Consider the following 24361-nt stretch of genomic DNA (forward strand, 5'->3'; position numbering starts at 1 on the left):
CGCACCAGCTCTCCCCACACCACATCCGAACGGAAACAGCATGAAGACAACGAAGTTCCTCAGCGTCGCCGCGATCGCCGTGGCCGCCTCCGTGGCCCTCGCCGGCTGCAGCACCGGCGGCAGCAGCAGCGGCGGTGGATCCGACACCGCGGCCGCCAGCTGCAAGCCCTCGGGCGGCAAGGTCACCCTCGACTTCACGACCTGGGTGCCGAACATGGACAAGGTCGTCGCGATCTGGAACAAGGCCAACCCGGACATCCAGGTCAAGGTCTCGATCGTCGCGAACGGCAACAGCGGCACCTACCAGAACTTCTTCAACCAGCTGAAGGCCAAGCAGGCGCCGGACATCGGCCAGGTCGAGTACGACACCCTGCCGGCGTTCCGCGTGCAGGGCGGCCTCGAGGACATCGGCGCGTGCGCCGGCATCAGCGACGCGAAGAAGGACTTCTCCGACGGCCTGTGGAACCAGGTCACCTTCGGCGAAGGGAAGTCGGTCTACGCCGTGCCGCAGGACTCCGGTCCGATGGCGCTGTACTACCGCAAGGACCTGTTCGAGAAGGCAGGCCTCGACGCCCCGAAGACGTGGGAGGAGTACGCCGAGGACGCCGTGAAGATCAAGAAGCTCGGCGGCAACATCACCAACTTCGCCAAGGGTGACGTCAACCAGTTCGCCGGGCTCGTCTCGCAGGCCGGTGGCCAGTGGTTCGAGAACTCGGGCCAGGACTGGAAGGTCAACCTGGACGACGCCGCGTCGAAGAAGGTCGCCGACTACTGGCAGGACCTGATCGACAAGAAGCTCGTCAACACCCTGCCGAGCTTCACCGACCAGTGGAACAACGCCTACGACAGCGGCAAGGACTGGACCTGGGTCTCCGCGGTCTGGGGTGCGAACACCATCTCGAGCGGTGCTCCGTCGACCTCGGGCAAGTGGGCCGTCGCCCCGATGCCGCAGTGGAAGTCCGGCGAGACCAAGTCGGCCGCCTGGGGCGGTTCGTCGAACGTCGTCTTCGCGGGCAGCAAGCACCCGGCCGAGGCGTCGAAGTTCCTGGTCTGGCTGAACACCTCGACCGAGGCGCTGTCCGCACTGAACAAGGAGGCCAACCTGTACCCGGCCTCGACCACCGGCGCCGACCTGCCGGCCCTGACCGAGGGGCTCGACTTCTACGGTGGCCAGAAGATCTACGAGGAGTTCGCGACCGCGGCGAAGGACATCCAGCCCTTCACCTGGGGTCCGACGATGACGCAGACCTACTCGGACGTGTCCGACGGCTTCGGGCAGGCGGCGTCCGGCTCGGGCACCCTGAGCGAGGCGCTCGAGTCCGGGCAGTCGAAGACCATCGCGGCGCTCAAGGCGCAGTCGATCCCGGTCAAGGGCTGACGGACGGCGGCTGACGTCGCGCGGTCCACGCGCTGACAGCGGACAGGAGGCCCGTGGCGGGATCGCCACGGGCCTCCTGTCCTTCTCGGGGTCGTGTTCCGGACCCCGTCGCGCGCTCGCAGCGCGCTCGTCTTGCTCGTCGCTACGCGACCGCGATCTCGTTGGGCACGCCCGGCAGCTCGTCGCTCGAGGCGATGACCTTCCCGGTGGTCAGGTCGACCGCGTGGACCTTCCGCTCGGCGGGGTCGGTGACGTAGGCGATGTCACCCTCGACCTTCAGGGCCGGGTGGGCGTCCTGCCACTCGGCCGGGCCCTCCCACGCGTCGATCACCGGGTACGACTCCAGCTGCTCGCCGGTGGTCTCGTCGAAGGTGTGCAGGGCACCGTCGTCGCCGAGCACGACGGCCTCGTCACCGGGGCCGCGGGCCAGGTCGCGGAACGTGAAGCCGACGCCGTCGGGCATGTCCGCGACGGTGTACTTCCCCGAGGCCGCGTCGATCAGGGCGATCTGGTCGAGCAGGTAGCCCTCGCTGTCGGGGTCGTCGTTGTAGTCGCCGACCGCGACCGACGAGTCCTCGGTGGTGAACAGGTTGCCGGTGCGGCCGTACTCGGTCGGGGCGTCGATCTTCTCGAACGCGCCGTCCTGGTAGACCAGGGCGCCGTCGGTGCAGCCGAACACCGCGACCTCATCCTTGACCGCACCCTCGCCGTGCACGTCGGGGCACTCCTCGGACCGGGTGATCTCCTCGCCGTCGGCGTCCAGGGCGCGCACGCCGGAGCGGCTCTCCTCGGTGCCGATGGTCGTCAGGAGCGTGCCGTCCTCGAGCTCGATCGCGACGCCGTGGTGGGCGGCCTCGGACTTCGTCGTCTCGACCTCGGGCAGGTCGGCACCGTCGAGTTCGGTGTGGTCGAACGTCGTCACGTCCCCGGTGCCGTCGGCGAACAGAGCGGTGCGGTCGCCGTGGACGACCGCGTGGCCGCCGGTGTCGGCGGGGAACACCGCGTCGGTCAGGGCCGGCTCGGCCTGGGTGTCGAGGACTCGGAAGCCCTCGGGCACGGTGACGAGCACGTGGCGTCCGTCACCGACCGGGTTGACCCGGGTGAAGCCGTCGATCGCGTCGTCGGCCACCACCTGCAGGTCCTGGTCGAGGACGAGCAGGCCGCCGTCGTAGGTCAGGGTGATGCGCGTCCCGTCGGCCTTCGGGGTCGCAGTGGTGTCGGACCCGGCGTCGGTGTTCGTGGCGCACCCGGTCAGGGCCAGGGCGGCCGCGCCGAGCAGGGCGGCGGGCCACGCGGCCCGGAGCGTCTTCGTGTTCGTCATGTCGTTCACTGTATTGATTCTCATTCTCAATTACCAGTCGACAGGCCGTCGACGATGGCCTCGGTGTTCGAGCGCATCATGCCGAGGTAGGTGGAGGCGTCGCCGTCCGCGGTGAGGGACTCCGTCGCCAGCGGTCGGATCTCGACGTGCAGGTCGACCTCTTCCGCGAGCACCTCGGCCAGTCGCGCGGGCTGCGAGGCGTCGGCGAAGATCGTCCGGACCCCCGCCTCGTCGATGGCATCGGCCAGGTCGCGCAGGTCGGCGGCGCTCGGGGAGGCCAGCGTGGTCCCGCTCGGGATCACCGCCCCGACGACCCGGAACCCGTAGTGGTCGGCCAGGTAGCCGAACACGTGGTGGTTCGTGACGAGCGCCCGGCGTTCCTCGGGCACGGTCCGGAACGCCGCCGTCATCGTGTCGTCCAGCTCGTGGAGCTCGTCCAGGTAGGCATCGGTGCCGGTCGGCTCGATGCCGGCGTCGCGCAGGTCCTGGTCGAGGGCCTCGACCACGTCGACCATCCGGGCGGGGTCGGTCCAGAAGTGCGGGTCGGGGCCGCTGTCGTCCTCGGTGGTCCACTCCAGCGGGTCGAACGCGTCCCCGGCGGTGGAGACCGGCACGCCGTCCTCGGCCGCCGCCGCGACGTGACGGGCGACCCCTTCTTCGAGCCCGAGCCCGTTCTCGACCACCAGGTCGGCGCTCCGCAGTCGTGCGGCTTCCTGCGCGGAGACCTCGAACGAGTGGGGGTCGGCGCCCGGGGGCATGAGGACCATGACGTCGGCCTGGTCCCCGACGACTTCGCTGACGACGTCGCCGAGGATGTTCGTCGTCACCGCGACGAGGGGCCGGTCCGAGCCGGCGGTGGTGCACCCCGTGGCGACGAGGGCGACGATCGCGGCGACGAGACCCGCGGTCAGGATCCTGGTGCCGGTCACAGTCCGACCTCGGCGAAGGCGACGGGGGCGACGGGGAGCTCGATCGTTCGGGCGACCCGGGCGCCGTCGGCGAAGTCGATCTCGTGCACGGTGCCGTCCGCGGGATCGGCCAGGTAGGCGCGCTGGGCGTCGAGCTGCAGCATCGGCGCGGGGTTGTCTGCGCCGATGTCGATGAGCGCCGTCGTCGTGGCCACCTTCCCCGTCGAGGCGGTCACGACGACCACCCGCCCGGAGTCGTCGACCCCGACCACGTGCTCGTCCTCGTCGTCCACCGCGACCACGGCGCGCAGGGGCCGTTCGGTCGGCACGAGCCGCCAGGAGCCCTGTCGCACGTCGAGCAACCAGAACCCGGTGGTGCCGGCCAGTCCGGCGACGGTGGGCCGGCCGGCGCGGGCGGCGAAGGCCGTCGGACGTTCGGCGCCGTCGGGCAGGTCGACGAACGAGGGCTCGCCGGTGTCGTCCACCACGACCGCTCCGTCGGCGCAGCCCACGACGGCACCGGCGCGGGTGACGATCCCGCCGGCGGGGTCGGTGCAGGTCTGTGCGGTACCGGCGGGGTCGGTCGCCTCGCCGTCCGGGTCGAGCACGCGGACCGTGTCGCCGTCGGCCGCTACGAGCTGCTCGCCCATCGGCAGCAGGACGCTCGCGTCGATCCGTGCGGTCTCGTCGACCTCGCCCTGACCCAGCGCCTCGCGGTCGAGCACGACGGCCTCGGTGCGGTCCGGCCAGGTGATCGTCGTCATGGTCTCGGACGAGTGCACCTCGACCCGGCCGCCGCCGTCGATCGTGCCCACCACCCGCGGCTCGGCGGCGTAGTAGTGGGTGTGGTCGCCGTGGTCGACGGTCCAGGACCCGCCGTCGACGATCGTCGTGCGGTCGGTGTCGCTGGTCACGAGGAACCGGCCGTCGGTCGCCGAGTGCTCCGGTGCGTCCACGTCGTCGAGTTCGGTGGTCTCCTCGGTGAGCAGGTCGTGCACCGCGGTCGCGCCGGATGCCGACACGGCCAGGAGGCGCACCTGGGGTTCCTGGGACTCGCTCGCGCCCGCCACGTAACCGTGGGGACGGGCGGTGCCGGTCGAGCCGTCGGCCGACGGGGTGCCCGTGGAACAGGCGGTGACGGTGAGGGCCAGGCCGGTGGCGAGGCCGATGGTGGACAGGAGGCGCGCGGGGGCGCGGCTGGTGGTCGAGTGCTTCATGCTCCCTCTCGAGACGGTGCGGCGGATCGTGGTGCTGCCGGCGCGGCCGCGCGCGCCGGGGTGGGGATCGGGGTGCGCCGCAGGACGACGGCGGCCAGGGCGCGTGAGACCACGACGCCGCCGACGGCGACCGCGGCGATGCTCGCGCCGGCGGCGGTGCCGGCGTGCCAGGAGACGAGCAGCCCGACGAGGACGGCGGCGGCACCGATGCCGGCACCGAGGAGCATCGTCGAGGCCACGTGCCGGGTCCACGCGCGGGCGGCGGCCGCCGGCGCGAGCAGCAGGCCTACGACGAGCAGGGTGCCGACGGCCCGGTACGAGGCGACGACCGCCAGGGTGACGAGCCCGATGAGCACGACCTCGGCCAGGCGTGGGTGCAGGCCGAGCGTCGCGGCCTTGCGGGTGTCGAACGCCAGCGCGGTGAAGGGCCGGTGGAACGCGACGGCGACGGCCAGGGCAACGGCTGCGGCGATCGCGAGGCCACCGACGTCGGCCCGGGTGACGGCGAGGACGTCGCCGAACAGGATCGCGGTGACGTCGGTGGCGAACGACCGCGAGGACGACACGATGATCACGCCGAGTGCGAGCATCCCGACGAAGAGCAGGCCGATCGAGGTGTCGTACGACAGTCGGGCACGACGACGCAGTGCCCCGACGCCGAGCACCATCACGCCCGCGCTCACCGCGGCACCGAGCACCGGCGGGACTCCGGTCAGGGTGGCGATCGCGACGCCGGGCAGCATGCCGTGCGAGAGCGCCTCGCCCAGGAACGCCATGCCCCGGACCAGTACCCACGTGCCGACCACGGCGCAGAGGACCGCCGCCAGGGAGCCGCCGACCAGGGCGCGCACCATGAAGTCGACGGAGAACGGATCGGTCAGCCAGGTCACGGTCGGAGACGCTACATGAAAACGAGTATCGATACTGATAGCGTGCTCAGGTGCCTGCGACCGAGCCGACCGACCCCGCCGAGCCCCGATCTCCCGTCCACCTGGACCGGGTGACGGCCGTCCTCGGCGGCCGGACCGTCCTCGACATGCTCGACGTGACGTTCCCCGCCGGGGTCGTGACCGCGCTCACCGGACCGAACGGATCCGGCAAGTCGACGCTGCTCGACGTGGTCGCGGACGTCGTGCGGCCGACCGTCGGGCGGGTGACGGGCCTCCCGTCCGACGGCGTCGCCTACGTGACCCAGTCCGTGCCGCCGACCACGCTCCCGCTCACCGTCCGCGCGGCCGTCACGATGGGGCGGTGGCGGCACCGTTCGTGGTGGCGGCCGCTCGGGCGCGCCGACCGGGCGATCGTCGACGCGCAGCTCGAGCGGATGGCGATCACGGACCTGGCCGACCGGCCGATCGAGGAGCTCTCGGGCGGGCAGCGTCAGCGGACGCTCGTCGCGCTCGGGCTGGCCCAGCGGGCCGGGGTGCTGCTGGTCGACGAACCGACCGCGGGGGTCGACGCCGAGTCCGCGGCGCTCGTGGTGGCGGCGCTCGCCGACGAGGCCGCGGCAGGGGTCGTGGTCGTGCACGCGGCCCACGACCCGGTGGCGATCGCCGCGGCCGACCGCATCGTCACCCTGACCTGACCGATTCCGCAAGACACCGGTGTTCACCCGTTGAACCGCGGTCTGCGCGTGTTCAGTGCGCGAACACCGGTGTCTTGCGACCCATCCCGACCGGGGTCAGGGGCAGGCGACGGCCACCGGGCCGGTCGGCGTCGGCTCGGCCGCGACCGGCTCGACCACCGGCACGGCACTCGACTTCCGCAGCCCCATCGCGACGAGCACGACGGCGCCGACGATCGCGACCCCGCCGGCCAGCCAGAAGTCAGCAGCCAGGCCGAACGACGACACCGCGGCGCCACCGAGCACCGAACCGGCGGCGATCGCGAGCTGGATCGTCGTGACGAACAGCGCGAGCCCGGTCTCGGACCCAGCCGGCGACGCCGTCGACATCCACGTCTGCATCCCGAGCGGCAGCGCACCCCACACCAGGCCCCACACGACGAGCAGCACGAAGACCCCCACGACGGAGTGGGCGAGCAGCGGCAGCAGCACGACGGCCGCCGCGAGCACGAACTTCGACGCCCCGATGGTGCCGAGGACACTGCGGTCGAGGGTGAAGCCCGCGGCGAAGTTCCCGATGATGCCCGCGACGCCGAACACCAGCAGCGCGATCGTCACGGTGTCCGGGCCGACGCCGACGAGCTGCTGCAGGTACGGCGCGATGTAGGTGTACGCGGCGAACTGGGCCGCGAAGACGAAGGCCGCGGCGATGAGCCCGACGCGGGCGCGGGGCACGCGGAGCAGCGACCCGAGCGTCGCGAACCGCACCCGCTGCTGCGCGGGGATCCTCGGCAGCATCGCGAGCTGCAGGACGAGCGCGACGAGGCCGAGCGCCCCACCGATCACGAAGCCGAGGCGCCAGCTGGCGAGCGACGACACCAGGGCGCCGAGCGGCAGGCTCACGACGGTCGCGACGGAGACGCCTGCCGTGATGAGCGAGGTCGCACGGATCGTCAGTTCCGGCCGGACGAGTCGCCCGGCGATCCCGGCGCCGATGGCCCAGAAGCCCCCGATGCCGACACCGAGCAGCATCCGTGCGATCAGCAGCACCCAGAACGAGGGCGCGATCGCGGCGAGGCCGTCGGCGACCACGAGCAGCACGGTCAGGGACACGAGCACCACCCGACGGTCGAGTCGCGAGGTCAGGACGGTGACGACCGGTGCCGCGACGGCGCCGACGAGTCCGGTGGCGACGACCATCAGGCCGGCGGTGCCGATGCCGACGTCCAGGTCGTCGGCGATGGCGGGGAGCAGCCCGATGGGCAGGAACTCGGACAGGACGAGCACGAACGACCCGAGTGCGACGGACGTGACGCTGAGCCACCCGCGGCGCGCTGCTGACGATGTCATGGGGGCGTCAAGCGGCTTCCGACGGCCGCCATTCCCGTGTGACGGCGAGCGGGTCAGGCGTCGAGCGCGCGCCGTGCGGCCGCGACGACCTCGGCGTCGGTGACGAAGTGCGCGGAGCCGTCGTCCCCGGCGCCCATCGGCACCCCGGCGTGCGTGCTGTCCGCGGCCGGACGCTTGGCCGACAGGTGCACGGCGGCGGCGCCGGTGGCGAGCAGCGCGCGGACGTCGGCGGGGGTGACCCCGGCGCCGGCCATCACCTGCACGGGCCCGGCGGCCTCGACCATGCGGGCGATCGTCTCGGCGCCGGCGACCGCGGTGGGGGCGGCGCCCGAGGTCAGGACGCGGGTGAAGCCGAGCGCGGCGAGCGATCCGGCTGCGGCGACGGGGTCGCTCGCGTGGTCGATCGCGCGGTGCAGGGTGACCTCGGCGGTGGCGCTGACCGACCGGGCGGCGTCCACGAAGCGGCGGAGGGCGTCCTCGTCCAGGGTCCGGTCGGGGCGCAGGGCACCGACCACGACACCGGCGGCCCCGGAGCGCAGGACCGTGCGGACCTCGCGCACCATGAGCTCGACCTCGTCGGGGGAGTGCACGAACCCGCCCGGGCGGCAGCGGACCAGCGCGTGCGCCGGGATCCCGGTCTCGTGGGTCGTCTCGACCAGTGCCTGCGACGGGGTGAGGCCGCCGAGCTCGAGCCCGACGCAGAGTTCGACGCGGTCGGCGCCGCCGTCCCGCGCGGTGATCGCACCAGCCGGAGAGGTCACGGCGATCTCGAGTGCGGCGGTGGTGCTCATGCAGGGGCTCCGAGCGGTTCGTTGGAGGCGGGGACGATGCGGGCGCGGAGGTCCGGTGCCGTCGGGAACACTCGATCGTAGGGGAACATCGGCCGCTCGATCCTGTGGTGCCCGAGGCGCAGCAGGTCCTGGTCGACACCACCCGGGGTGAGCGCGAGCATCCAGTCGGCGGACATGTCGAACAGCTCCGGTTCGAGGTACCCGATCTTCACGATGACGACGTCCGCCTGCCGCGGCGCCAGGTCGAGGTCGGTGAAGTCGTGCTCGTGGTGGTACGGCTTCCGCAGCTTCGTCAGGATCGCGAAGACGCTGCCGACCTGCAGCACGACCTCGGTCTCGGCGTCTCGGTCGCCGTGCTTGATCGCGTGCACCCGCCCGGTCATCGTGATCGGGCCAGCGTGCACGTGGTCCACCGACGCACCGGCGGTCACGGTGATCGTCGCACCGACGCCGGCCTCCACCGCCGCGGCGACCGCGGCCGGTCCGGGCACGCTCGCGTAGATGACGGTCGGGCCGGACGGGTCCTGGAACTCCGGGCGGGCGAGCACCTGCGTCAGGCCCCAGGTCATGTCCCCGGAGCCGCCGGCCGTGGGGTTGTCGCCGGAGTCCGAGACGAAGTACGGCTTCGCGGCGCCCGGGGCGAGCGCGGCGTCGAGGCACTCCTCGAACGTGCCGGTGGGGGCGACGAAGACGAAGTCCTCGCGGACGTCCCAGAACGCGCGGGCGAGCCGTTCGGCACCGGCGGCGACGGCGGCCTCGTCCCACCCGGTGACGACGGTGACGGCCTGGTCGCGGGGCTGGTCGGCCCAGGCGTACCCGACCCAGATCGCGGCGTCGAGCACGCCCTCGGTCTGCTCGACGAGCGGGACCTGCGCGTACAGGGACTTCGCCGGCTCGAGGCGGGTCGAGGTCTGCTCGCCGGGCAGCAGGACGGGGATCGGGATCCAGGCCTTCACGGGTCGCTGCGCACCGACGGGGCGTTCGGTGAGCACGTCGACGAGGTTCCGGACGGCACGCTCCTTCGTCTCGAGGGTGTCCTCGTGCGGGGCCATCCGGTAGCAGGTGACGAGGTCGACCTGGTGGGCGAGCTCGCGCGTGACGTTGCCGTGCAGGTCCATCGACGCGGACACGATGACGTCGGGGCCGACGACCGCGCGGATGCGACCGAGCAGGTCCGTCTCGGCGTCGTCGAGCCCCTCGACCACCATCGCACCGTGGATGTCGTACCAGAGGCCGTCGACCGGACCCAGCGCACCCAGCCGCTCCACGATCTCGTCGGCCAGGGCTTCGTACGACGCCCGGTCGACGATCCCGCCGGGCAGCGCGTGCCCGATGAGCGCCCCGCGGAAGTCGGCCCGGTCGGCCATGGTCGCCAGGAACGGGTACCGGGCGACGGCCTCGTCGCCGCGGTCCGGGTGGAACGCGGGGGCGTGCGTCCGGGTCGGCGTGAACGTCGACGTCTCGATGGCGAGCCCGGCGATGGCGATGACCGGGCGACGGGCACCAGCGGTGCTGGCGGGGGCGGCGGGGGTGACGGGACCGGTCTCAGACACGGACGCTCCTGTTCCTGGTGGTGGACTGGGGGATGGGCGCGGAGAGCTCCTCGAGCGAGGCGGCGAGGCCCCGCTGCAGCGCGAACTGCCCGGCGCCGACGAGCCCGGCATCGGCACCGAGCGACACCGGCTCGATGGCCAGGTGCTGGGTCATCAGCGGGTGGCAGCTCTCGTAGAGCTGGCTGCGCACGGCGGCGATGAACGGGTCGAGGGTCGACAGGATGCCGCCCAGGTAGACGGCGTCCGGGTTGAAGAAGTTCACGTTGGCGGCGAGCACCTCGCCCAGGTACTTGCCCGCCATCCGCACAGCACGGGTGGCCTCGGGGTGCGCGTCCGAGGCGAGCCGGACGACGTCGGCGGTCGAGGCGACGTCGACCCCCGCGTTCGACAGGATCCGGACCAGGGCAGCCCCGGACGCCACCGTCTCGAGGCACCCGGTGTTGCCGCACGAGCACGGGGTGTCCCCGGCGGCGTCGATCCGCACGTGCGTGATGTCCCCGGCCGCCCCGGTCGACCCCCGGTAGAGCCGACCGTCGATGACGATGCCCGCGCCGATCGCCGAGCCGGCCTTGATCGTGATGGTCTGGCGTCGAGCGGGATCCTGCACGGTCTGCTCACCCGCCGCCATGCAGTTCGCGTCGTTGTCGACGATCGCCGGCAGGCCGAACCGGTCGCTCAGCCACGCGGCCACGGGGAACCCGTTCCACCCCGGCATCCGGCTCGGCAGGTCCACGACCCCGGCGACGACGTCGACGGGACCGGGCAGGCTGAGCCCGACGCCCCGCAGTCCCTCGCGACCACGGTCGTCGGCGAGCCGCTCGAGCAGCGCGGCCAGGCGCTGGAGCCCGGCGGTCGGACCGTCGGAGAGCGCGAACGGGACGTTCGCGACCGACTCGAGCGCGCCTCCAGGCAGGACCACGCCGATGCGCGCGTGGCCGCCACCGACGTCCGCGGCGACCGCGTACTCGTCGACGCCGCCGATGCGGAGCACCTTGCGGGGGCGACCGCCGGTCGAGACGTCGGTGCCCTCCTCGGCGAGGATCCCGTGCTCCAGGAGCTGGCCGACGACGTGCGACACGGTCGACGGGGCGGCTCCGAGCACCTTCGCGATCTCGGTCCGGCTGGCGGCCTGCCCCGAGGCGACGAGCTCGAGGACGCGGGCGCTGAGATCGGCCACGACTTTCTCCAATCCGGGCGGAACGGGAGCGGAACACCGGTCGGTGGTCCGTTCTGCCGCGAGCCTACGGGGCGGATCGAGCGGTCCACCCTTTCGTCCGTTCCGCAGTAACGCAGTTTTTACATCGAGATGTTTGTTTTTCCAATCGCTTTGGTCCTTGACTGTCCTCGTGCCGCTCGGCACCCGTGCTCCACCTCCCCGAAGTCCCTCGCACAAGGAGACACCGCATGTCCAAGCCCCGTCGCTGGGCGCTCCTCACCGGAGCTGCGATCGCCGTGAGCGCGCTGCTCGCCGGCTGTTCCGGAGGCGGCAACGCCTCGCAGGGATCGACCGACGAGATCGACTACGCGCTCCCCGCCAACTTCACGCCGAACTGGATCCTGCCGATCGGCACCGCCGCGCACCTCAACACGAACAACGGCTCCATCGCCCAGTCGCTGTACGAGCCGCTCGTCGCGTACGACGGCTCCACCGGCAAGATCGCGTGGAACAAGGCCGGCTCCGTCGCCACCGACGCGAAGTTCGCCGACGACGGCAAGAGCGTGACCATGACGCTCGGCGACCGGCACTGGTCGGACGGTGAGGCGATCACGAGCCGCGACGTCGGGTTCTGGTTCAACCTGATCAAGGCGAACAAGGACCAGTGGGGCTCGTACTCCAAGGGCAAGGCACCGGACAACTGGACCTCGTTCAAGGCCGTCGACGACACGCACTTCACCATCACGTTCGACAAGGCCTACAACTCGGACTGGATGCTCGCCAACCAGCTGAGCCACATCATCCCGCTGCCCCAGCACGCGTGGGACAAGACCAGCGCGACCGCGAAGGTGACCGACGCCGACGAGACCACCGCCGGCGCGAAGCAGGTGTGGAAGTACCTCAACACCGCCGCCGGCAAGATCTCCGACTACGCCACCGACGACCTGTGGAAGACCATCTCCGGCCCGTACGGGGTCAAGACCTTCACCACGGCCGGCAAGGTCACCCTGACGGCGAACAAGAAGTACGACGGTGGTGAGAAGCCGTCGATCACGACGGTGAACCTGCTGCCCTTCACCACGGCCGACGCCGAGGTGAACGCCGTCCGCTCGGGCGAGGTCGACTACGGGTACATCAACGCCACCGACATGGACCAGAAGGCGTCCTTCACCGGGAAGGGCTACGAGGTCGAGCCGTGGACCGGCTGGGCGATCACGTACATGCCGTACAACTTCAACAACCCCGACATGGGCGCCGTCTTCAAGCAGCTGTACGCCCGTCAGGCCGTCCAGATGTCGATCGACCAGACGTCGCTGTCGAAGGTGGTCTTCAACGGCACCGCCACCTCGACCTACGGTCCGATCCCGCAGGCACAGGAGTCCGACTACGTCTCCGACGTGCAGAAGTCGAACCCGTACCCGTTCAGCACCTCGAAGGCCAAGGACCTGCTGACCAGCCACGGCTGGGATGAGCAGGGCGGCACGATGGTCTGCACCGACCCGGGCACGTCCGCCAGCCAGTGCGGCGAGGGTGTCAAGGAGGGCACGAAGTTCTCGATGCAGGTGCTGTCGCAGTCCGGTTCGACCGTGACCGACAACATGATGAGCGCGATCCAGTCCTCGCTCGCGAAGACCGGCATCGACTTCACCATCAAGACCGCGCCGGTGTCGAGCGTGCTGTCGCAGACCCCGACCTGCACCTCGGACGAGGCCAGCTGCGACTGGGACCTGTCGTTCTTCGGCACCGCGGGCAGCTGGTACTTCCCGGCCTACCCGACCGGTGAGTCGCTGTTCCAGACCGGTGGTTCGGCGAACTTCGGCAGCTACTCGAACAAGGAGGTCGACTCCCTGATCGACGCGACCACCACCTCGACCGACGCCACCGCCGTGCAGGACTACAGCGCCGCGGTCGCGAAGGACCTGCCGGTGATCTGGCTGCCGAGCCCCGACTACCAGATCTCGGTCGTCAAGAAGGGCCTGTCCGGGTTCGACCAGGACTCGCTCGCCAACTTCCACCCGGCCCAGTGGAAGTGGACCAAGTAGGTCGCTGACGCGACCACGGCCTGGAGGCGCGGTGCGGGCCCGACCCGCACCGCGCCTCCGCCCCGGCTCACGCAAGAACCGACCATCGGAACCCGCATGACCACAGCTCTCTACCTCACCAGGCGCGTCCTGCAGGCGCTCGCGGTGATCCTCATCGTCACCGTCGTGGTGTTCTGCCTGCTGCACGCGCTGCCCGGCGGCCCCGCCCGCGGCGTGCTCGGCGTCTCCGCGACCCCCACGCAGATCGCCCAGTTCAACCAGGCGCAGGGACTCGACCAGCCGCTGCCCGTGCAGTACCTGCGGTTCCTCGGTCGCCTGCTGACCGGCGACCTCGGCACCTCGTACACGCTCAACGAGCCGGTCTCGCAGCTCATCGCCGAGCGCCTGCCGAAGACCCTCGTGCTCACCGGCATCTCCGCGGTGCTCGGACTCGTCGTCGCGATCCCGGTCGGGATGCTCCAGGCGGCCCGCCGCAACGGTGCGGTCGACTACGCCGCCACCGCCCTGGCCTTCGTCTTCTACTCGACGCCCGCGTTCTTCCTGGGCCTCGTCCTGATCATCGTCTTCAGCCAGCAGCTGCCGTGGCTGCCGTCCCAGGCACCGAGCGGCACCACCCTGGCCGAGGTGTTCCAGGACCCCGCCGGACTCGTGCTGCCCGTGGTGACCGGAGCCCTCGCGATGATCGCGGTGTTCAGTCGGTACATGCGCGCCTCGACGCTCGAGAACCTGCAGGAGGACTACGTCCGCACCGCCCGTGCCGGCGGCGCCTCGACCGCGACGATCCTGCGGCGGCACGTGTTCCGCAACTCGCTGACCCCGGTCGTCGCGATGCTCGGGTACTACCTGCCGGTGCTGTTCGGCGGCGCCCTGGTGACCGAGCAGCTGTTCAACTACCCCGGCATGGGGCTGCTGTTCTGGAACGCCGCGCAGTCCTCCGACTACCCGACGCTGCTCGGCTGCGTGCTCGTCATCTCCATCGCGACCGTCATCGGTACCCTGCTCGCCGACGTCGCACAGTCCCTCATCGATCCCAGAGTGAAGGCGAGCCGCGCATGACCGCCGTCCAGATGGCCCCCGAAGCCCCGGGCGCCCCCGTCACCGTCGCGGCCACCGGGTTCCGGCTCGCCGCCCGCCGGTTCCGGAGCAACACCCTCGCCGTGATCGGCCTCGCCCTGATCGTCGTCATCGTGCTGTTCTGCTTCGTCGGCCCGTTCGTGTACCCGACCGACCAGACCCACACGCTGCTCGAGCAGGCCAACCAGGGCCCGAGCGCCGCGCACTGGCTCGGCACCGACGCCGTCGGCCACGACGTCCTCGGCCGCCTGATGTACGGCGGCAAGGTCTCCCTGATGGTGGGCATCGCCGCCGGGGTCCTGGCCACCGTCGTCGGCACCCTGTGGGGTTCCGTCGCCGGGTATGTCGGCGGCTGGGTCGACGCCCTGATGATGCGCGTCGTCGACGCCGGCATCGCGATCCCGGCCCTGTTCATCCTGCTCGTCATCTCGGCGATCACGAACCCCGGCGTCGGCGGCCTCATCGTCATCCTCGGCCTGGTGTCGTGGCTCGTGCCGTCCCGCCTGATCCGCGCCGAGACCCTGACGCTCAAGAACCGCGACTACGTCCTGACGCTGCGCGCGATCGGCGGCTCGCACGCCCGCGCCATCGGCAAGCACCTGCTGCCGAACTCGGTGTCGACGATCGTCGTCGCGGCGACGTTCCAGGTCGCCGACGCGATCCTGCTGGTCGCCTACGTCTCGTACCTCGGGCTCGGCGTGCAGCCGCCCGCGACGGACTGGGGTGGCATGCTCTCGGCGGGACTCACCGCCGCCTACTCCGGACGCTGGTGGCTCATCGTGCCGCCGGGTCTGGCCGTGATCCTGGTCGTCTGCGCGTTCAACGCGGTGGGCGACGGACTGCGGGACGCCTTCGACGTACGGGGCCGCTGATGACCAACGAACCGATCCTGCGGACGACCGACCTCGGCGTCTCCTTCAGCACCGAGTCCGGCACCGTCGACGCCGTGCGGGGGGTGTCCCTGTCGGTCGCCCCCGGCGAGACCCTCGCCCTGGTCGGCGAGTCGGGCTCCGGCAAGTCCACCGTCGCCCTCGCCGCGATGGGGCTGCTCTCCGGCAACGCGACGGCCTCGGGCAGCGCCGTCGTCGCCGGCCACGAGATCGTCGGCGCCCCCGAACCCGCGCTGCGGGCCCTGCGCGGCTCGACCGTCTCGATGGTCTTCCAGGAGCCCGCGACCGCGCTCGACCCGCTCACCCGCGTCGGTGCCCAGATCGCCGAGGTGATCCGGAACCACCGAGACGTCTCCGCGTCCGCCGCCGCGGCCGAGGCCGTCGACCTGCTCCGTCGCGTCGGCATCCCGGACCCCGAGTCCCGGACCCGTTCGTTCCCGTTCCAGCTGTCGGGTGGGCAGCGCCAGCGCGTGGTCATCGCGATGGCGATCGCGAACGCCCCGAAGCTGCTCATCGCGGACGAGCCGACCACCGCCCTCGACGTCACCGTGCAGGCCGAGATCCTCGAGCTGCTCCGCGCGCTCGCCGTCGAGACCGGCACCGGCGTGCTGCTCGTCACGCACAACATGGGGGTCGTCGCGGACTTCGCCGACCGGGTCGCGGTGATGCTCCAGGGCGAGATCGTCGAGACCGGCGGGGTCGAGGACGTCCTGCTCCGTCCCGAGCACGAGTACACCAGGCGGCTCCTCGCCGCGGTGCCGCGGCTCGACGTGGCGGGGGACCGTCCGTCGGCTCCCGTCACCGACGCGGAGACCGAGCCGGCCGGGAGGCCCGGTGCGGCCCCGGTGGTCGACCTGCGGGACGTCTCGGTGACGTTCGGGCGCGGGGCGCGCGCCGTCCACGCGCTCGCGGGCATCGACATCGCGGTGCACGCCGGTGAGACCGTCGGCCTGGTCGGCGAGTCCGGCTCCGGCAAGTCGACCGCGGCCCGGGTGGCGCTCGGGCTCATCAAGCCGACGTCCGGCACGGTGTCGCTGTTCGGGCAGGACCTGCGGACCGCGAAGGGCCGTGACCGTCGTGCACTCCGCTCCGGCATCGGCGTCGTGCTGCAGGACCCGGTGGCGTCCCTCGACGCCCGGATGTCGGTGGCCGAGTGCATCGCTGAGCCCCTCGCCGTGCACCGTCGCGGGATGTCGTCGGCCGATCGTCGTCGCCGCATCGACGAGGTGCTCGACGCCGTCCGGCTGCCGCGGACCCTGGCGTCCCGTGCCCCGCGCGAGCTCTCCGGCGGGCAGCGCCAGCGGGTCTCGCTCGCCCGGGCGCTGGTGCTCGAACCGCGGTTGCTCGTCGCCGACGAACCGACCTCGGCGCTCGATGTCAGCGTGCAGGAGACCGTGCTCGAGGTCCTCGGCGAGCTGCAGGACGACCTGGGCTTCGCGTGCCTGTTCGTCTCGCACGACCTGGCCGTCGTGCAGCACTTCGCCGAGCGCGTCGTGGTGATGCGCCAGGGCGTCGTCGAGGAGCAGGGCACCACCGGCACGACGCTGCTGCACCCCACCACCGACTACACCCGTCGCCTGCTCGCCGCGGTACCGGTGCCCGACCCCGTGCTGCAACGGCAGCGTCGGACGGAGCGCCTCGCCTCGCTCGCGGCGGTGACCGCGTGACCCGGGTCCTGGCCGGGGTCGACGTCGGCGGCACCAACACGAAGGTCGTCCTGACCACGCCCGACCTCGAGGTCATCGACCGCCTCGACCTGCCGACGCCCGCCCACGCGGGTGGGGCGGCGATCGTGACGGCGGCACTCGGGGCCGTGACGGGTCTGCTCGACACGCACCGGGCCTCCTTGGCGGGTGTCGGGGTGGGCGCGGCCGGCGTCGTCGACCGGACCACGGGGACCGTCCTGGTCACCGGCAACTCGTTCACCGGTTGGGCCGGGTACGGCGTGACCCGGGCGGTGACGGGCGCCCTCGGCGTCCCCGCGACCCTCGACAACGACGTGAACGCGTTCCTGCTCGGCGAGATCGCCACCGGCGCGGTCGTGGGGGAGTCCGACGTGCTCGGGATGACCCTCGGCACCGGCGTCGGCGGCGCGCTCGTGCTCGACGGACGGCTCTTCGCCGGCCCGCGCGGTGCCGCCGGTGAGATCGGCCACGTCCCCGGCTTCGGCGATGCCCGGTGCACCTGCGGGCAGACCGGACACCTGGAGACCATCGCGGGCGCGCGCGGCATCGCCGACCGCTACGCCGAACGCTCCGGGCGGATGCTCTCGGCACGGGACGTCGCCGTCGCCGCACGCGGCGGGGACGCCGACGCGGCCGCCGTCTTCGCCACCGCGGGGTGGGGCCTGGCGCGGGCCGCACTGCTGACCGCGGGGATCCTCGACGTCACCACCGTCCTGATCGGCGGCGGGATCGCACGGTCCTGGGACCTGCTCGAACCGGCCATCTCGGCGGCGATCGCCGCGGAACCACCCGTCAGCGGGGCGACGATCCGGCTCGCGCAGTCGACGCTCGGGTCCGACGCCGTGGCACTCGGCGCAGCGGCGCAGGTGCGAGCGCGCGTGCTGGAGCCGGAGACCGCGTAGCGGGGGAGCGCCCGGTCAGGGCACCCAGACGACGATGCCGCGCAGGTCGTGGAGCACGGCGGCGAGGCCGGCGCGCAGGCCACGGGCCGCGCGGTCCTCGGTGAAGGTCTCCGGGTCGTAGTGGCTCGACGGACCGAGGCCCTCGCCGCGGAACCCGCCGCCCGTCCAGTCCGCCGCCGTGACGTTCGACGTCGGCTCCGCGATCTCGGCGCCGACGACCAGGAACTGCTGGTGGAGCGCGGTCGGTGAGACCGCCGCGAGCGGGTCGACCATGTGGTTGCCGACGGTGATGACCAGGTCGGGCTCGGCGTCGACGGCGCGCAGGACCGCGGCGATCCGGTCGTCGGGGCCCTTCGCAGAGACGGGGGTGACGGTGACGTCCTCGTCTGCGGCCCACGACTCGACGGCGTCGAGCAGGGTCCGCGTCGGAGCGTCGGCGGCGTCACCCGCGTCGGAGAGCAGCACGACGTCGTAGCCGGCGGGGGCGTGCACCCCGGACCAGGAACCGGGCTCCGGGTGGATGGTGGCCTCGGGTGCCGGCGGCTGGTCGGGGTCGGAGAACCCGGTGCCCAGGACCCCGGCCGAGGCGTGCGCCGACGCGGTCGCCGTCGGGCCGGTGCCGCCGGTGGCGCCGTCCGACGTCCTGGAGCAGCCGGCCAGCAGAGCGGTGCCGGCCGCGGCGAGGGCGACGGCGGTACACAGGACGGTCGTCCGGGTGGCGGGGCGGATCACGGCACCATGCAAGCACGCCCGACGGCCGCGCCGGGCCGGTCTGGGGACCTGTCCGACCGCCGTCCCGTTGCTGGTCACCGGTTGTTCACCTGCAGGTCGTCTGCGGGCCGGATCGTCTGCGCGTGCCCTCCGGAACCACCGCCGCGCTCCTGCGCGCCCGCCCTGCCCGCTCCTTCCCCCTGTTCGCGCTCGTCGCACGCGTCGTCGCCGCGCTCGTGCTGCTCGGGGTGGTCGTGATCGGCGTGCTCGCGGGGGCGTCACCGGCGTCGGCGCACGGCTTCAGCTCGGTGGTCTACGCCGACGTCACGTCCACGAAGCCGACCGTCGTGCAGGCGAAGCTCGGGCTCGAGTACGACCTGATGCTCGTCTCGGTGGCCACGAGCGAGCACGACGACGCGCTGCACGAGCAGGGGCAGCGGGCCTGGGACGACGGGGACTTCCCGGGGATGGTGACGGCTGCCGAGGCGCACACCGACGCGATCGGGAAGTACGTGTTCGACCGGTTCCGGGTGACCGGAGCCGGCGGGCAGGCCTGCACGGGCACGCTCGACGACACCGTCACGGTCGACCTGCAGGACGAGGTGCCGTACGCCCACGTGACCGCGGACTTCGCCTGCCCGGAACCGTCGGAGACGCAGTCCGGGCACGTGGTGTCGTCGGAGCTCTTCCCCGACGACGAGACCTTCGTGCGTGACACCAAGACGATCGTCACCTACGACGTCGACGACCGGACGGGTTCGGCCACCCTCGACGCCTCGCAGCGCACGTTCTCGACCGAGCAGTCGGCGGGTGAGCGCTTCTGGGAGTTCTTCCGGCTCGGCGCCGAGCACCTGCTGACCGGGATCGACCACATCCTGTTCCTCGTGGCGCTCATCGCGGGGTCGCGTCGCCTGCGCGAGGTCGTCTACACGGCGTCCGCGTTCACGATCGCCCACTCGATCACGTTCATCCTCGCCGCCCTCGGTGTGGTCAGCCCGCCCGCGATCGTCGTCGAGCCGCTCATCGCCCTGTCCATCGCCGCCGTCGCCGGCTGGTACCTGTGGCGGCTCTGGCGTCGTCGATCGCGGGCCGACGAACTGGTGGTCGGCGAGCACGGACACTTCTCGCTCGACCGCGCCGGATGGACCCGCCTGGCCGTCGTCTTCGCCTTCGGGCTCATCCACGGGCTCGGGTTCGCCGGGGCCCTCGGCATCCACGAGGCGTTCTCGTGGCAGCTGCTCGTCTCGCTCCTCATCTTCAACGTCGGCATCGAAGCCGTGCAGCTCGCGATCATCGTCATCGTGTTCCCGCCGCTCTCGCTGCTGCGGCGGAAGGCGCACCGGGTGTCGCTCTGGGTGACGGGCGCCGTGACCGCCGGTGTGTTCGTGATGGGGATGATCTGGTTCGTCGAGCGGCTCGCGGCGGGCTGACGCTCGCCTCGGACCCGCTGACGAGTCGCGTTCGTTCCTGAACAGCGACGAACCGTCACTCAGCGTTTACCAAGACGTTTTGCAGTGCATGCAGAGTCTTCCGTGCTGCACCATCCCACGTCTGAGAAACGGACCAACATGAGTCTCCTGTCCGGCGCCACTACCCGGCGCAGAACCACCACCCTCCGCGTCTGCGGAGCCGTCCTCGGGGCCGCGCTCATCGCCGGTGCCTCGATGGTCGGCACGAACGCCGCCACCGCCGCGACGAACACCCCCACCACCAACATCTCGACCGGTGGCCCGATCCACATCCTGCTCGGTGTCGGCGCGACCGAGAGCCAGCGCATCGCCTCGTGGTACTTCCCCACGAACGTCGCGCAGTCGCTCGAGATCCAGAAGACCGCGTCCATGACGGACGGCGTCTTCACGGACGCCAAGCAGACGGTCGCCGCCTCGGAGGCCGCGAACACCGCAGCCGACTCGAGCGCGACCGACTCGAACACCAAGAGCATCCCGGGCATCGCCGCCGAGTCGGGCTACATCAACGCGCACGCGACGATCTCGGCCCTCGAGCCGAACACCTCGTACACGTACCACGTCGGTGCGGCGGACGGCTCGGCCTGGTCCGCGTCGTACACCTTCACCACGAAGAGCTTCTCCGGCGACTTCGACTTCCTGTTCTTCGGTGACCCGCAGATCGGTTCGTCCGGCTTCACGGACGACGACGGTGCCGGCTGGGCGGACACGCTCAAGTACGCCACGTCGACCGAGCCGGACGCCGAGCTCCTGGTCTCCGGTGGCGACCAGGTCGAGCACGCCAACAACGAGTACGAGTGGGGCGCGTTCGCGGACAGCAGCGACGTGCTGAAGCGCTACCCGTGGGCCTCGACCATCGGCAACCACGACGTGGGCGGCAAGGCCTACGAGCAGCACAACCAGGTGCCGAACTCCCTCAAGGTGCCGGACTTCTACCCGGGCGGCAACACGACCGCGAACTCGGGTGGCGACTACTGGTACATGTACAAGGGCGTCCTGTTCATCGACATCAACTCGAACGCCTACGCGGCCGGTTCGGACGCTGCCCACGTGAACTACGTGCGCGACGTCATCAACCGCTACGGCGACGACGCGAAGTGGACGACGCTGGTCTACCACCACTCGATCTACTCCCCGGCCGACCACGCGAACGACAAGGACAACCAGCAGCGCCGGTTCGACTTCACGCGGTCGTTCTCGGACATGGGTGTCGACCTGGTCCTGCAGGGCCACGACCACTCCTACTCGCGCAGCTACGCGATCAAGAACGGCAAGAAGGCCAACGTCAACGAGCAGCCCGCTGCTCCCGAGGTCTTCTCCGGCCCCGGCGGCGTCATCTACATGACGGCGAACTCGGCCTCCGGCTCGAAGTACTACGACCTCACCACCCCGGACGCCACGCAGAGCGGCTACGGCGCGGACCCGCTGGACCCCAAGGGTGAGCGTCACTGGGCCAACTCGGTCGAGAACCAGGAGCACGTCCGCACCTTCGTGAAGGTCTCGGTCACCGACGACAAGCTCGCCGTCGAGAACATCCGTGCCAGCGACTGCACCACGCTCAACTCGGCGGTGCAGCACGGCAAGGTCGACAGCTGCGGCGTGACGCTCCAGCCGACGGCCACGGCCGACCCGGCTGCGATCGGTTCGACGGTCGACAAGTTCAACCTGCACGCCACGCTGCCGACGACCACCACCACGCTCACCGCGTCGGCCGCCGAGCAGACCTACGGCACCGCCAAGCCGGCCACGGTCACCGCGACCATCGCCGGTGGCATCGGCACCCAGCAGGGCACCGTGACGTTCAAGGACGGCAGCAAGGTCCTCGGCACCGCCCCGGTCAAGGACGGCGCGGCCAGCATGACGCTGCCGAAGACGCTCGCCATCGGCAAGCACGCGGTCACGGCCTCGTTCGTCAACGCGGACCCGGTGTACTCGGGAACGGACTCGAAGACGGCGAAGGCCATGACGGTCACCGTCGAGAAGGCCCCGTCCCGCACCGCCATCAAGTACAGCGGCGGCAAGGCGACCGTCCAGGTGAAGGCCACCGGCTTCAGCGTCGACGGCACCGCCCGGATCTACCAGGGGTCGAAGCGCCTCGCCACCGTCACGGTGGAGAACGGCGTGGTCACCTCGAAGCTCCCGCTGAAGAAGGGCACGCACAACCTGCACGCCGTCTTCGCCGGGACCTCGGAGCTCACCACGAGCACCAGCCCGACCATCAAGGTCGTCATCAAGTAGCACCCGGCACCAGCAAGGGCCCCGCGATCTCGATCGCGGGGCCCTTCGCCGTGTGTCCGGGGGTGGGCGACCGGTCCTACCCGGGACCGGCGCCGCACCGGCTGACGGGAGACCCGAACTCCCAACCCGGCCGCTGGTGAGAGCGTCCGGTCAACCTGTGGTGATCATGCGCCAGCGTCCCCCGATCCAGCTGGGATCCAGGCCGATTGTCAGGCTTTGACCGGATGTGCAGACATTCCTAGGTCCTGGCTGTGCGGAAGCGCATACTTCGAGTCTCCGAGAATGCGCGCTCGTCGCCGACGACCCCTCGCCTCTCCTGCAGGCAGAGGCTGGCCGTGCACACTCACCAATCCCGACGAGGCTCGATCCTCGTCATCTCGGCGGCTGCCGTCGCCGCACTGATCACCCTCGGGACCGGGGGCGGAGCATCCGCCGCCACGGTCATCGACGGTCCGGTCAACCTCGGCACCGCATCGACCTACGGCGTCCTCGGCGCGAGCGCGGTCACGAACACCGGCCCCTCCGTGATCAACGGCGACCTCGGGTTGTCGCCGGGCACGTCCATCACCGGCTTCGGCGGCGCACCGAACGGCGTCGTCAACGGCACCACGCACCAGACCGACGCCGCGGCCGCACAGGCCCAGCGCGACACCACCACCGCCTACAACGTCGCCGCGTCGCTCTCCCCGACCCAGACCGGTCTCACCGAGCTGAACGGCCTCTCGCTCTCACCCGGCGTGTACTCCGGCGGCGCCCTCGCCCTGGCGAACAACGGTGCGCTGACCCTGGCCGGCAGCGCGAACTCCGTGTGGGTGTTCCAGGCCGCGTCGACCCTGACCATCGGGTCCGCCAGCCAGATCGTGATCACCGGCGGCGCCAGCTCGTGCAACGTGTTCTGGCAGGTCGGCAGCTCCGCCACCGTCGGCACCGGCGCCCAGTTCCAGGGCACCGTCCTGGCGCAGCAGTCCGTGACCGCCACCACCGGCGCGACCGTGCAGGGCCGCCTGCTGGCCCGCACCGGCGCCGTCACCCTCGACACCAACACGATCACGGCCTCCAACGGCTGCCCCGCACCGGGCACGCCGTCCGAGTCGCCGACCATCACCTCGGGCACCCCGTCCGACGGCACCGTGGATGTGCCCTACTCGTCCACCGTCACCGCGACCGGTACCCCGAACCCGACCTTCACCGCCACGGGCCTGCCCGACGGCCTGACGATCGACAGCACCACCGGCGTCATCTCCGGCACCCCGACCACCCCGGGCACCTCGACCGTGACGATCACCGCATCGAACGGCACCACCCCGGACGACACCCAGACGGTCACCATCACGGTCCGCGCCCCGGCACCGGTGCCCACCGCGACACCCACCCCGACGGCACCTGCAGTGGTGCCCACCGCAACCCCGAGCGGCCCAGCAGGCGCCGGCGGTAGCGGTGGCGGCGGAACCGACCAGCCCACCGGTGAGCTCGCGTTCACCGGCTCGGACCCGACCGTCCCGCTGAGCATCGCCGCCGCACTGCTCGCCGCGGGTGCAACCCTCATGGTCCTGCTGCGTCGTCGTCGCCGCACAGTCGGCCGAATCTGATCCACTCGCACCACAGATGGCCCCGCGACCTTGGTCGCGGGGCCATCTGCATGCCGTCACCGGCCTTGCGGTCGGTCCACGTGCCCGATTGCATGGGGGCATGCGGACCGACTGTGTCTTCGACGACGTGCCACGGGCCTCCCGGCTCGTTGAGGACGACCTGGTCGTCGCGCTGCTGGACGTGAACCCGGTCTCGCCCGGGCACAGCCTGGTCGTCCCGAAGCGCCACGTGGTGTCGTGGTTCGACGCCACCGCGGACGAGGTCGCCGCGATGACGCGGCTCGTCCGCGCACTCAAGCTGGTGCTCGACGACCGGTACCGACCCGACGGGTACAACGTCGGGTTCAACGACCGCGCGGCAGCCGGGCAGACGGTGTTCCACGCCCACCTGCACGTGATCCCGCGGTACGGCGGCGACGTGCCGGACCCGGCCGGCGGCATCCGGCACACGGTGCCGGGCCGGGGGTACTACTCGCCCGGCACCCGGCCGTCACTCCCGTGAGGACCCTCAGGGACTGAGCCGCCA

Annotated in this window: 20 protein-coding genes; 11 read left to right on the forward strand and 9 right to left on the reverse strand. The window is 71.5% G+C overall.

Annotated elements, in window-relative coordinates:
* The first annotated feature begins 40 nt into the window (after positions 1-40).
* Positions 41-1378, forward strand: coding sequence for an ABC transporter substrate-binding protein (locus DEI96_RS01385; RefSeq protein WP_111024060.1), 1338 nt, complete (start codon positions 41-43; stop codon positions 1376-1378).
* Positions 1379-1520: 142 nt separating this feature from the next.
* On the opposite strand, the gene DEI96_RS01390 is transcribed toward DEI96_RS01385, so the two are convergent.
* The 4 genes from DEI96_RS01390 to aztB are packed head-to-tail and all read right to left on the reverse strand — an operon-like array spanning position 1521 to position 5714.
* Positions 1521-2699: a hypothetical protein gene (locus tag DEI96_RS01390; RefSeq protein ID WP_111024061.1), complete on the reverse strand. Its 1179-nt coding sequence runs from the start codon at positions 2697-2699 to the stop codon at positions 1521-1523.
* Between the two features lie 26 nt (positions 2700-2725).
* Positions 2726-3628: a metal ABC transporter substrate-binding protein gene (locus DEI96_RS01395; protein ID WP_258372874.1), complete on the reverse strand. Its 903-nt coding sequence runs from the start codon at positions 3626-3628 to the stop codon at positions 2726-2728.
* On the reverse strand, positions 3625-4824 hold the full coding sequence (locus DEI96_RS01400; protein ID WP_111024062.1) for a YncE family protein: 1200 nt from the start codon (positions 4822-4824) through the stop codon (positions 3625-3627). Before DEI96_RS01400 ends, DEI96_RS01395 begins: the two co-directional genes overlap by 4 nt.
* Entirely contained in the window at positions 4821-5714 is an 894-nt protein-coding gene (gene aztB, locus DEI96_RS01405) for a zinc ABC transporter permease AztB (protein ID WP_111024063.1), read from the reverse strand. Before aztB ends, DEI96_RS01400 begins: the two co-directional genes overlap by 4 nt.
* 50 nt (positions 5715-5764) lie before the next feature.
* Here aztB and DEI96_RS01410 point away from each other — a divergent pair, with 50 nt between their 5' ends.
* Positions 5765-6409, forward strand: coding sequence for an ATP-binding cassette domain-containing protein (locus tag DEI96_RS01410; protein ID WP_258372875.1), 645 nt, complete (start codon positions 5765-5767; stop codon positions 6407-6409).
* Between the two features lie 96 nt (positions 6410-6505).
* Here the strand turns inward: DEI96_RS01410 and DEI96_RS01415 are convergent, their stop codons facing one another.
* From DEI96_RS01415 to DEI96_RS01430, 4 genes are read right to left on the reverse strand one after another with little or no spacing between them, the layout of a single operon-like run.
* Complete coding sequence (locus DEI96_RS01415; RefSeq protein WP_111024064.1) at positions 6506-7738, reverse strand: MFS transporter; 1233 nt, start codon at positions 7736-7738, stop codon at positions 6506-6508.
* Between the two features lie 53 nt (positions 7739-7791).
* Positions 7792-8529: a copper homeostasis protein CutC gene (locus tag DEI96_RS01420; protein ID WP_111024065.1), complete on the reverse strand. Its 738-nt coding sequence runs from the start codon at positions 8527-8529 to the stop codon at positions 7792-7794.
* A complete protein-coding gene (locus DEI96_RS01425) occupies positions 8526-10082 on the reverse strand; it encodes a M81 family metallopeptidase (RefSeq protein ID WP_111024066.1) in 1557 nt (518 codons plus the stop codon). The genes DEI96_RS01420 and DEI96_RS01425 overlap by 4 nt, the downstream gene beginning before the upstream one ends.
* A complete protein-coding gene (locus tag DEI96_RS01430; RefSeq protein WP_083404204.1) occupies positions 10075-11259 on the reverse strand; it encodes an ROK family protein in 1185 nt (394 codons plus the stop codon). The genes DEI96_RS01425 and DEI96_RS01430 overlap by 8 nt, the downstream gene beginning before the upstream one ends.
* Positions 11260-11486: 227 nt before the next feature.
* Here DEI96_RS01430 and DEI96_RS01435 point away from each other — a divergent pair, with 227 nt between their 5' ends.
* From DEI96_RS01435 to DEI96_RS01455, 5 genes are all read left to right on the forward strand, one after another.
* A complete protein-coding gene (locus tag DEI96_RS01435) occupies positions 11487-13280 on the forward strand; it encodes a peptide ABC transporter substrate-binding protein (protein ID WP_111024067.1) in 1794 nt (597 codons plus the stop codon).
* 96 nt (positions 13281-13376) lie between these two features.
* Positions 13377-14336: an ABC transporter permease gene (locus DEI96_RS01440; protein ID WP_027467218.1), complete on the forward strand. Its 960-nt coding sequence runs from the start codon at positions 13377-13379 to the stop codon at positions 14334-14336.
* A complete protein-coding gene (locus tag DEI96_RS01445; protein ID WP_111024068.1) occupies positions 14333-15226 on the forward strand; it encodes an ABC transporter permease in 894 nt (297 codons plus the stop codon). Before DEI96_RS01440 ends, DEI96_RS01445 begins: the two co-directional genes overlap by 4 nt.
* A complete protein-coding gene (locus DEI96_RS01450) occupies positions 15226-16911 on the forward strand; it encodes a dipeptide ABC transporter ATP-binding protein (protein WP_111024069.1) in 1686 nt (561 codons plus the stop codon). The genes DEI96_RS01445 and DEI96_RS01450 overlap by 1 nt, the downstream gene beginning before the upstream one ends.
* The gene (locus tag DEI96_RS01455) at positions 16908-17831 is read left to right on the forward strand and encodes an ROK family protein (protein WP_111024070.1); all 924 of its coding nucleotides are present in this window, start codon (positions 16908-16910) and stop codon (positions 17829-17831) included. Before DEI96_RS01450 ends, DEI96_RS01455 begins: the two co-directional genes overlap by 4 nt.
* A gap of 15 nt (positions 17832-17846) precedes the next feature.
* Here the strand turns inward: DEI96_RS01455 and DEI96_RS01460 are convergent, their stop codons facing one another.
* A complete protein-coding gene (locus DEI96_RS01460; protein WP_111024071.1) occupies positions 17847-18563 on the reverse strand; it encodes a type 1 periplasmic-binding domain-containing protein in 717 nt (238 codons plus the stop codon).
* Positions 18564-18685: 122 nt separating this feature from the next.
* Between DEI96_RS01460 and DEI96_RS01465 the strand changes: the two genes are divergently transcribed.
* The 4 genes from DEI96_RS01465 (at position 18686) to DEI96_RS01480 (ending at position 24337) form a co-directional block, all read left to right on the forward strand.
* A complete protein-coding gene (locus DEI96_RS01465) occupies positions 18686-19972 on the forward strand; it encodes a HupE/UreJ family protein (RefSeq protein ID WP_111024072.1) in 1287 nt (428 codons plus the stop codon).
* A gap of 138 nt (positions 19973-20110) precedes the next feature.
* The gene (locus DEI96_RS01470) at positions 20111-22246 is read left to right on the forward strand and encodes an Ig-like domain repeat protein (RefSeq protein WP_111024073.1); all 2136 of its coding nucleotides are present in this window, start codon (positions 20111-20113) and stop codon (positions 22244-22246) included.
* 335 nt (positions 22247-22581) lie between these two features.
* The gene (locus DEI96_RS01475; protein WP_146246928.1) at positions 22582-23835 is read left to right on the forward strand and encodes an ice-binding family protein; all 1254 of its coding nucleotides are present in this window, start codon (positions 22582-22584) and stop codon (positions 23833-23835) included.
* A gap of 100 nt (positions 23836-23935) precedes the next feature.
* Positions 23936-24337 carry an HIT family protein gene (locus DEI96_RS01480; protein ID WP_111024075.1) on the forward strand — a complete coding sequence of 134 codons (402 nt, stop codon included), beginning with the start codon at positions 23936-23938 and terminating at the stop codon, positions 24335-24337.
* Positions 24338-24361 lie beyond the last annotated feature (24 nt).

The sequence above is a fragment of the Curtobacterium sp. MCLR17_031 genome, from assembly GCF_003234775.2.
Taxonomy (GTDB): domain Bacteria; phylum Actinomycetota; class Actinomycetes; order Actinomycetales; family Microbacteriaceae; genus Curtobacterium; species Curtobacterium flaccumfaciens.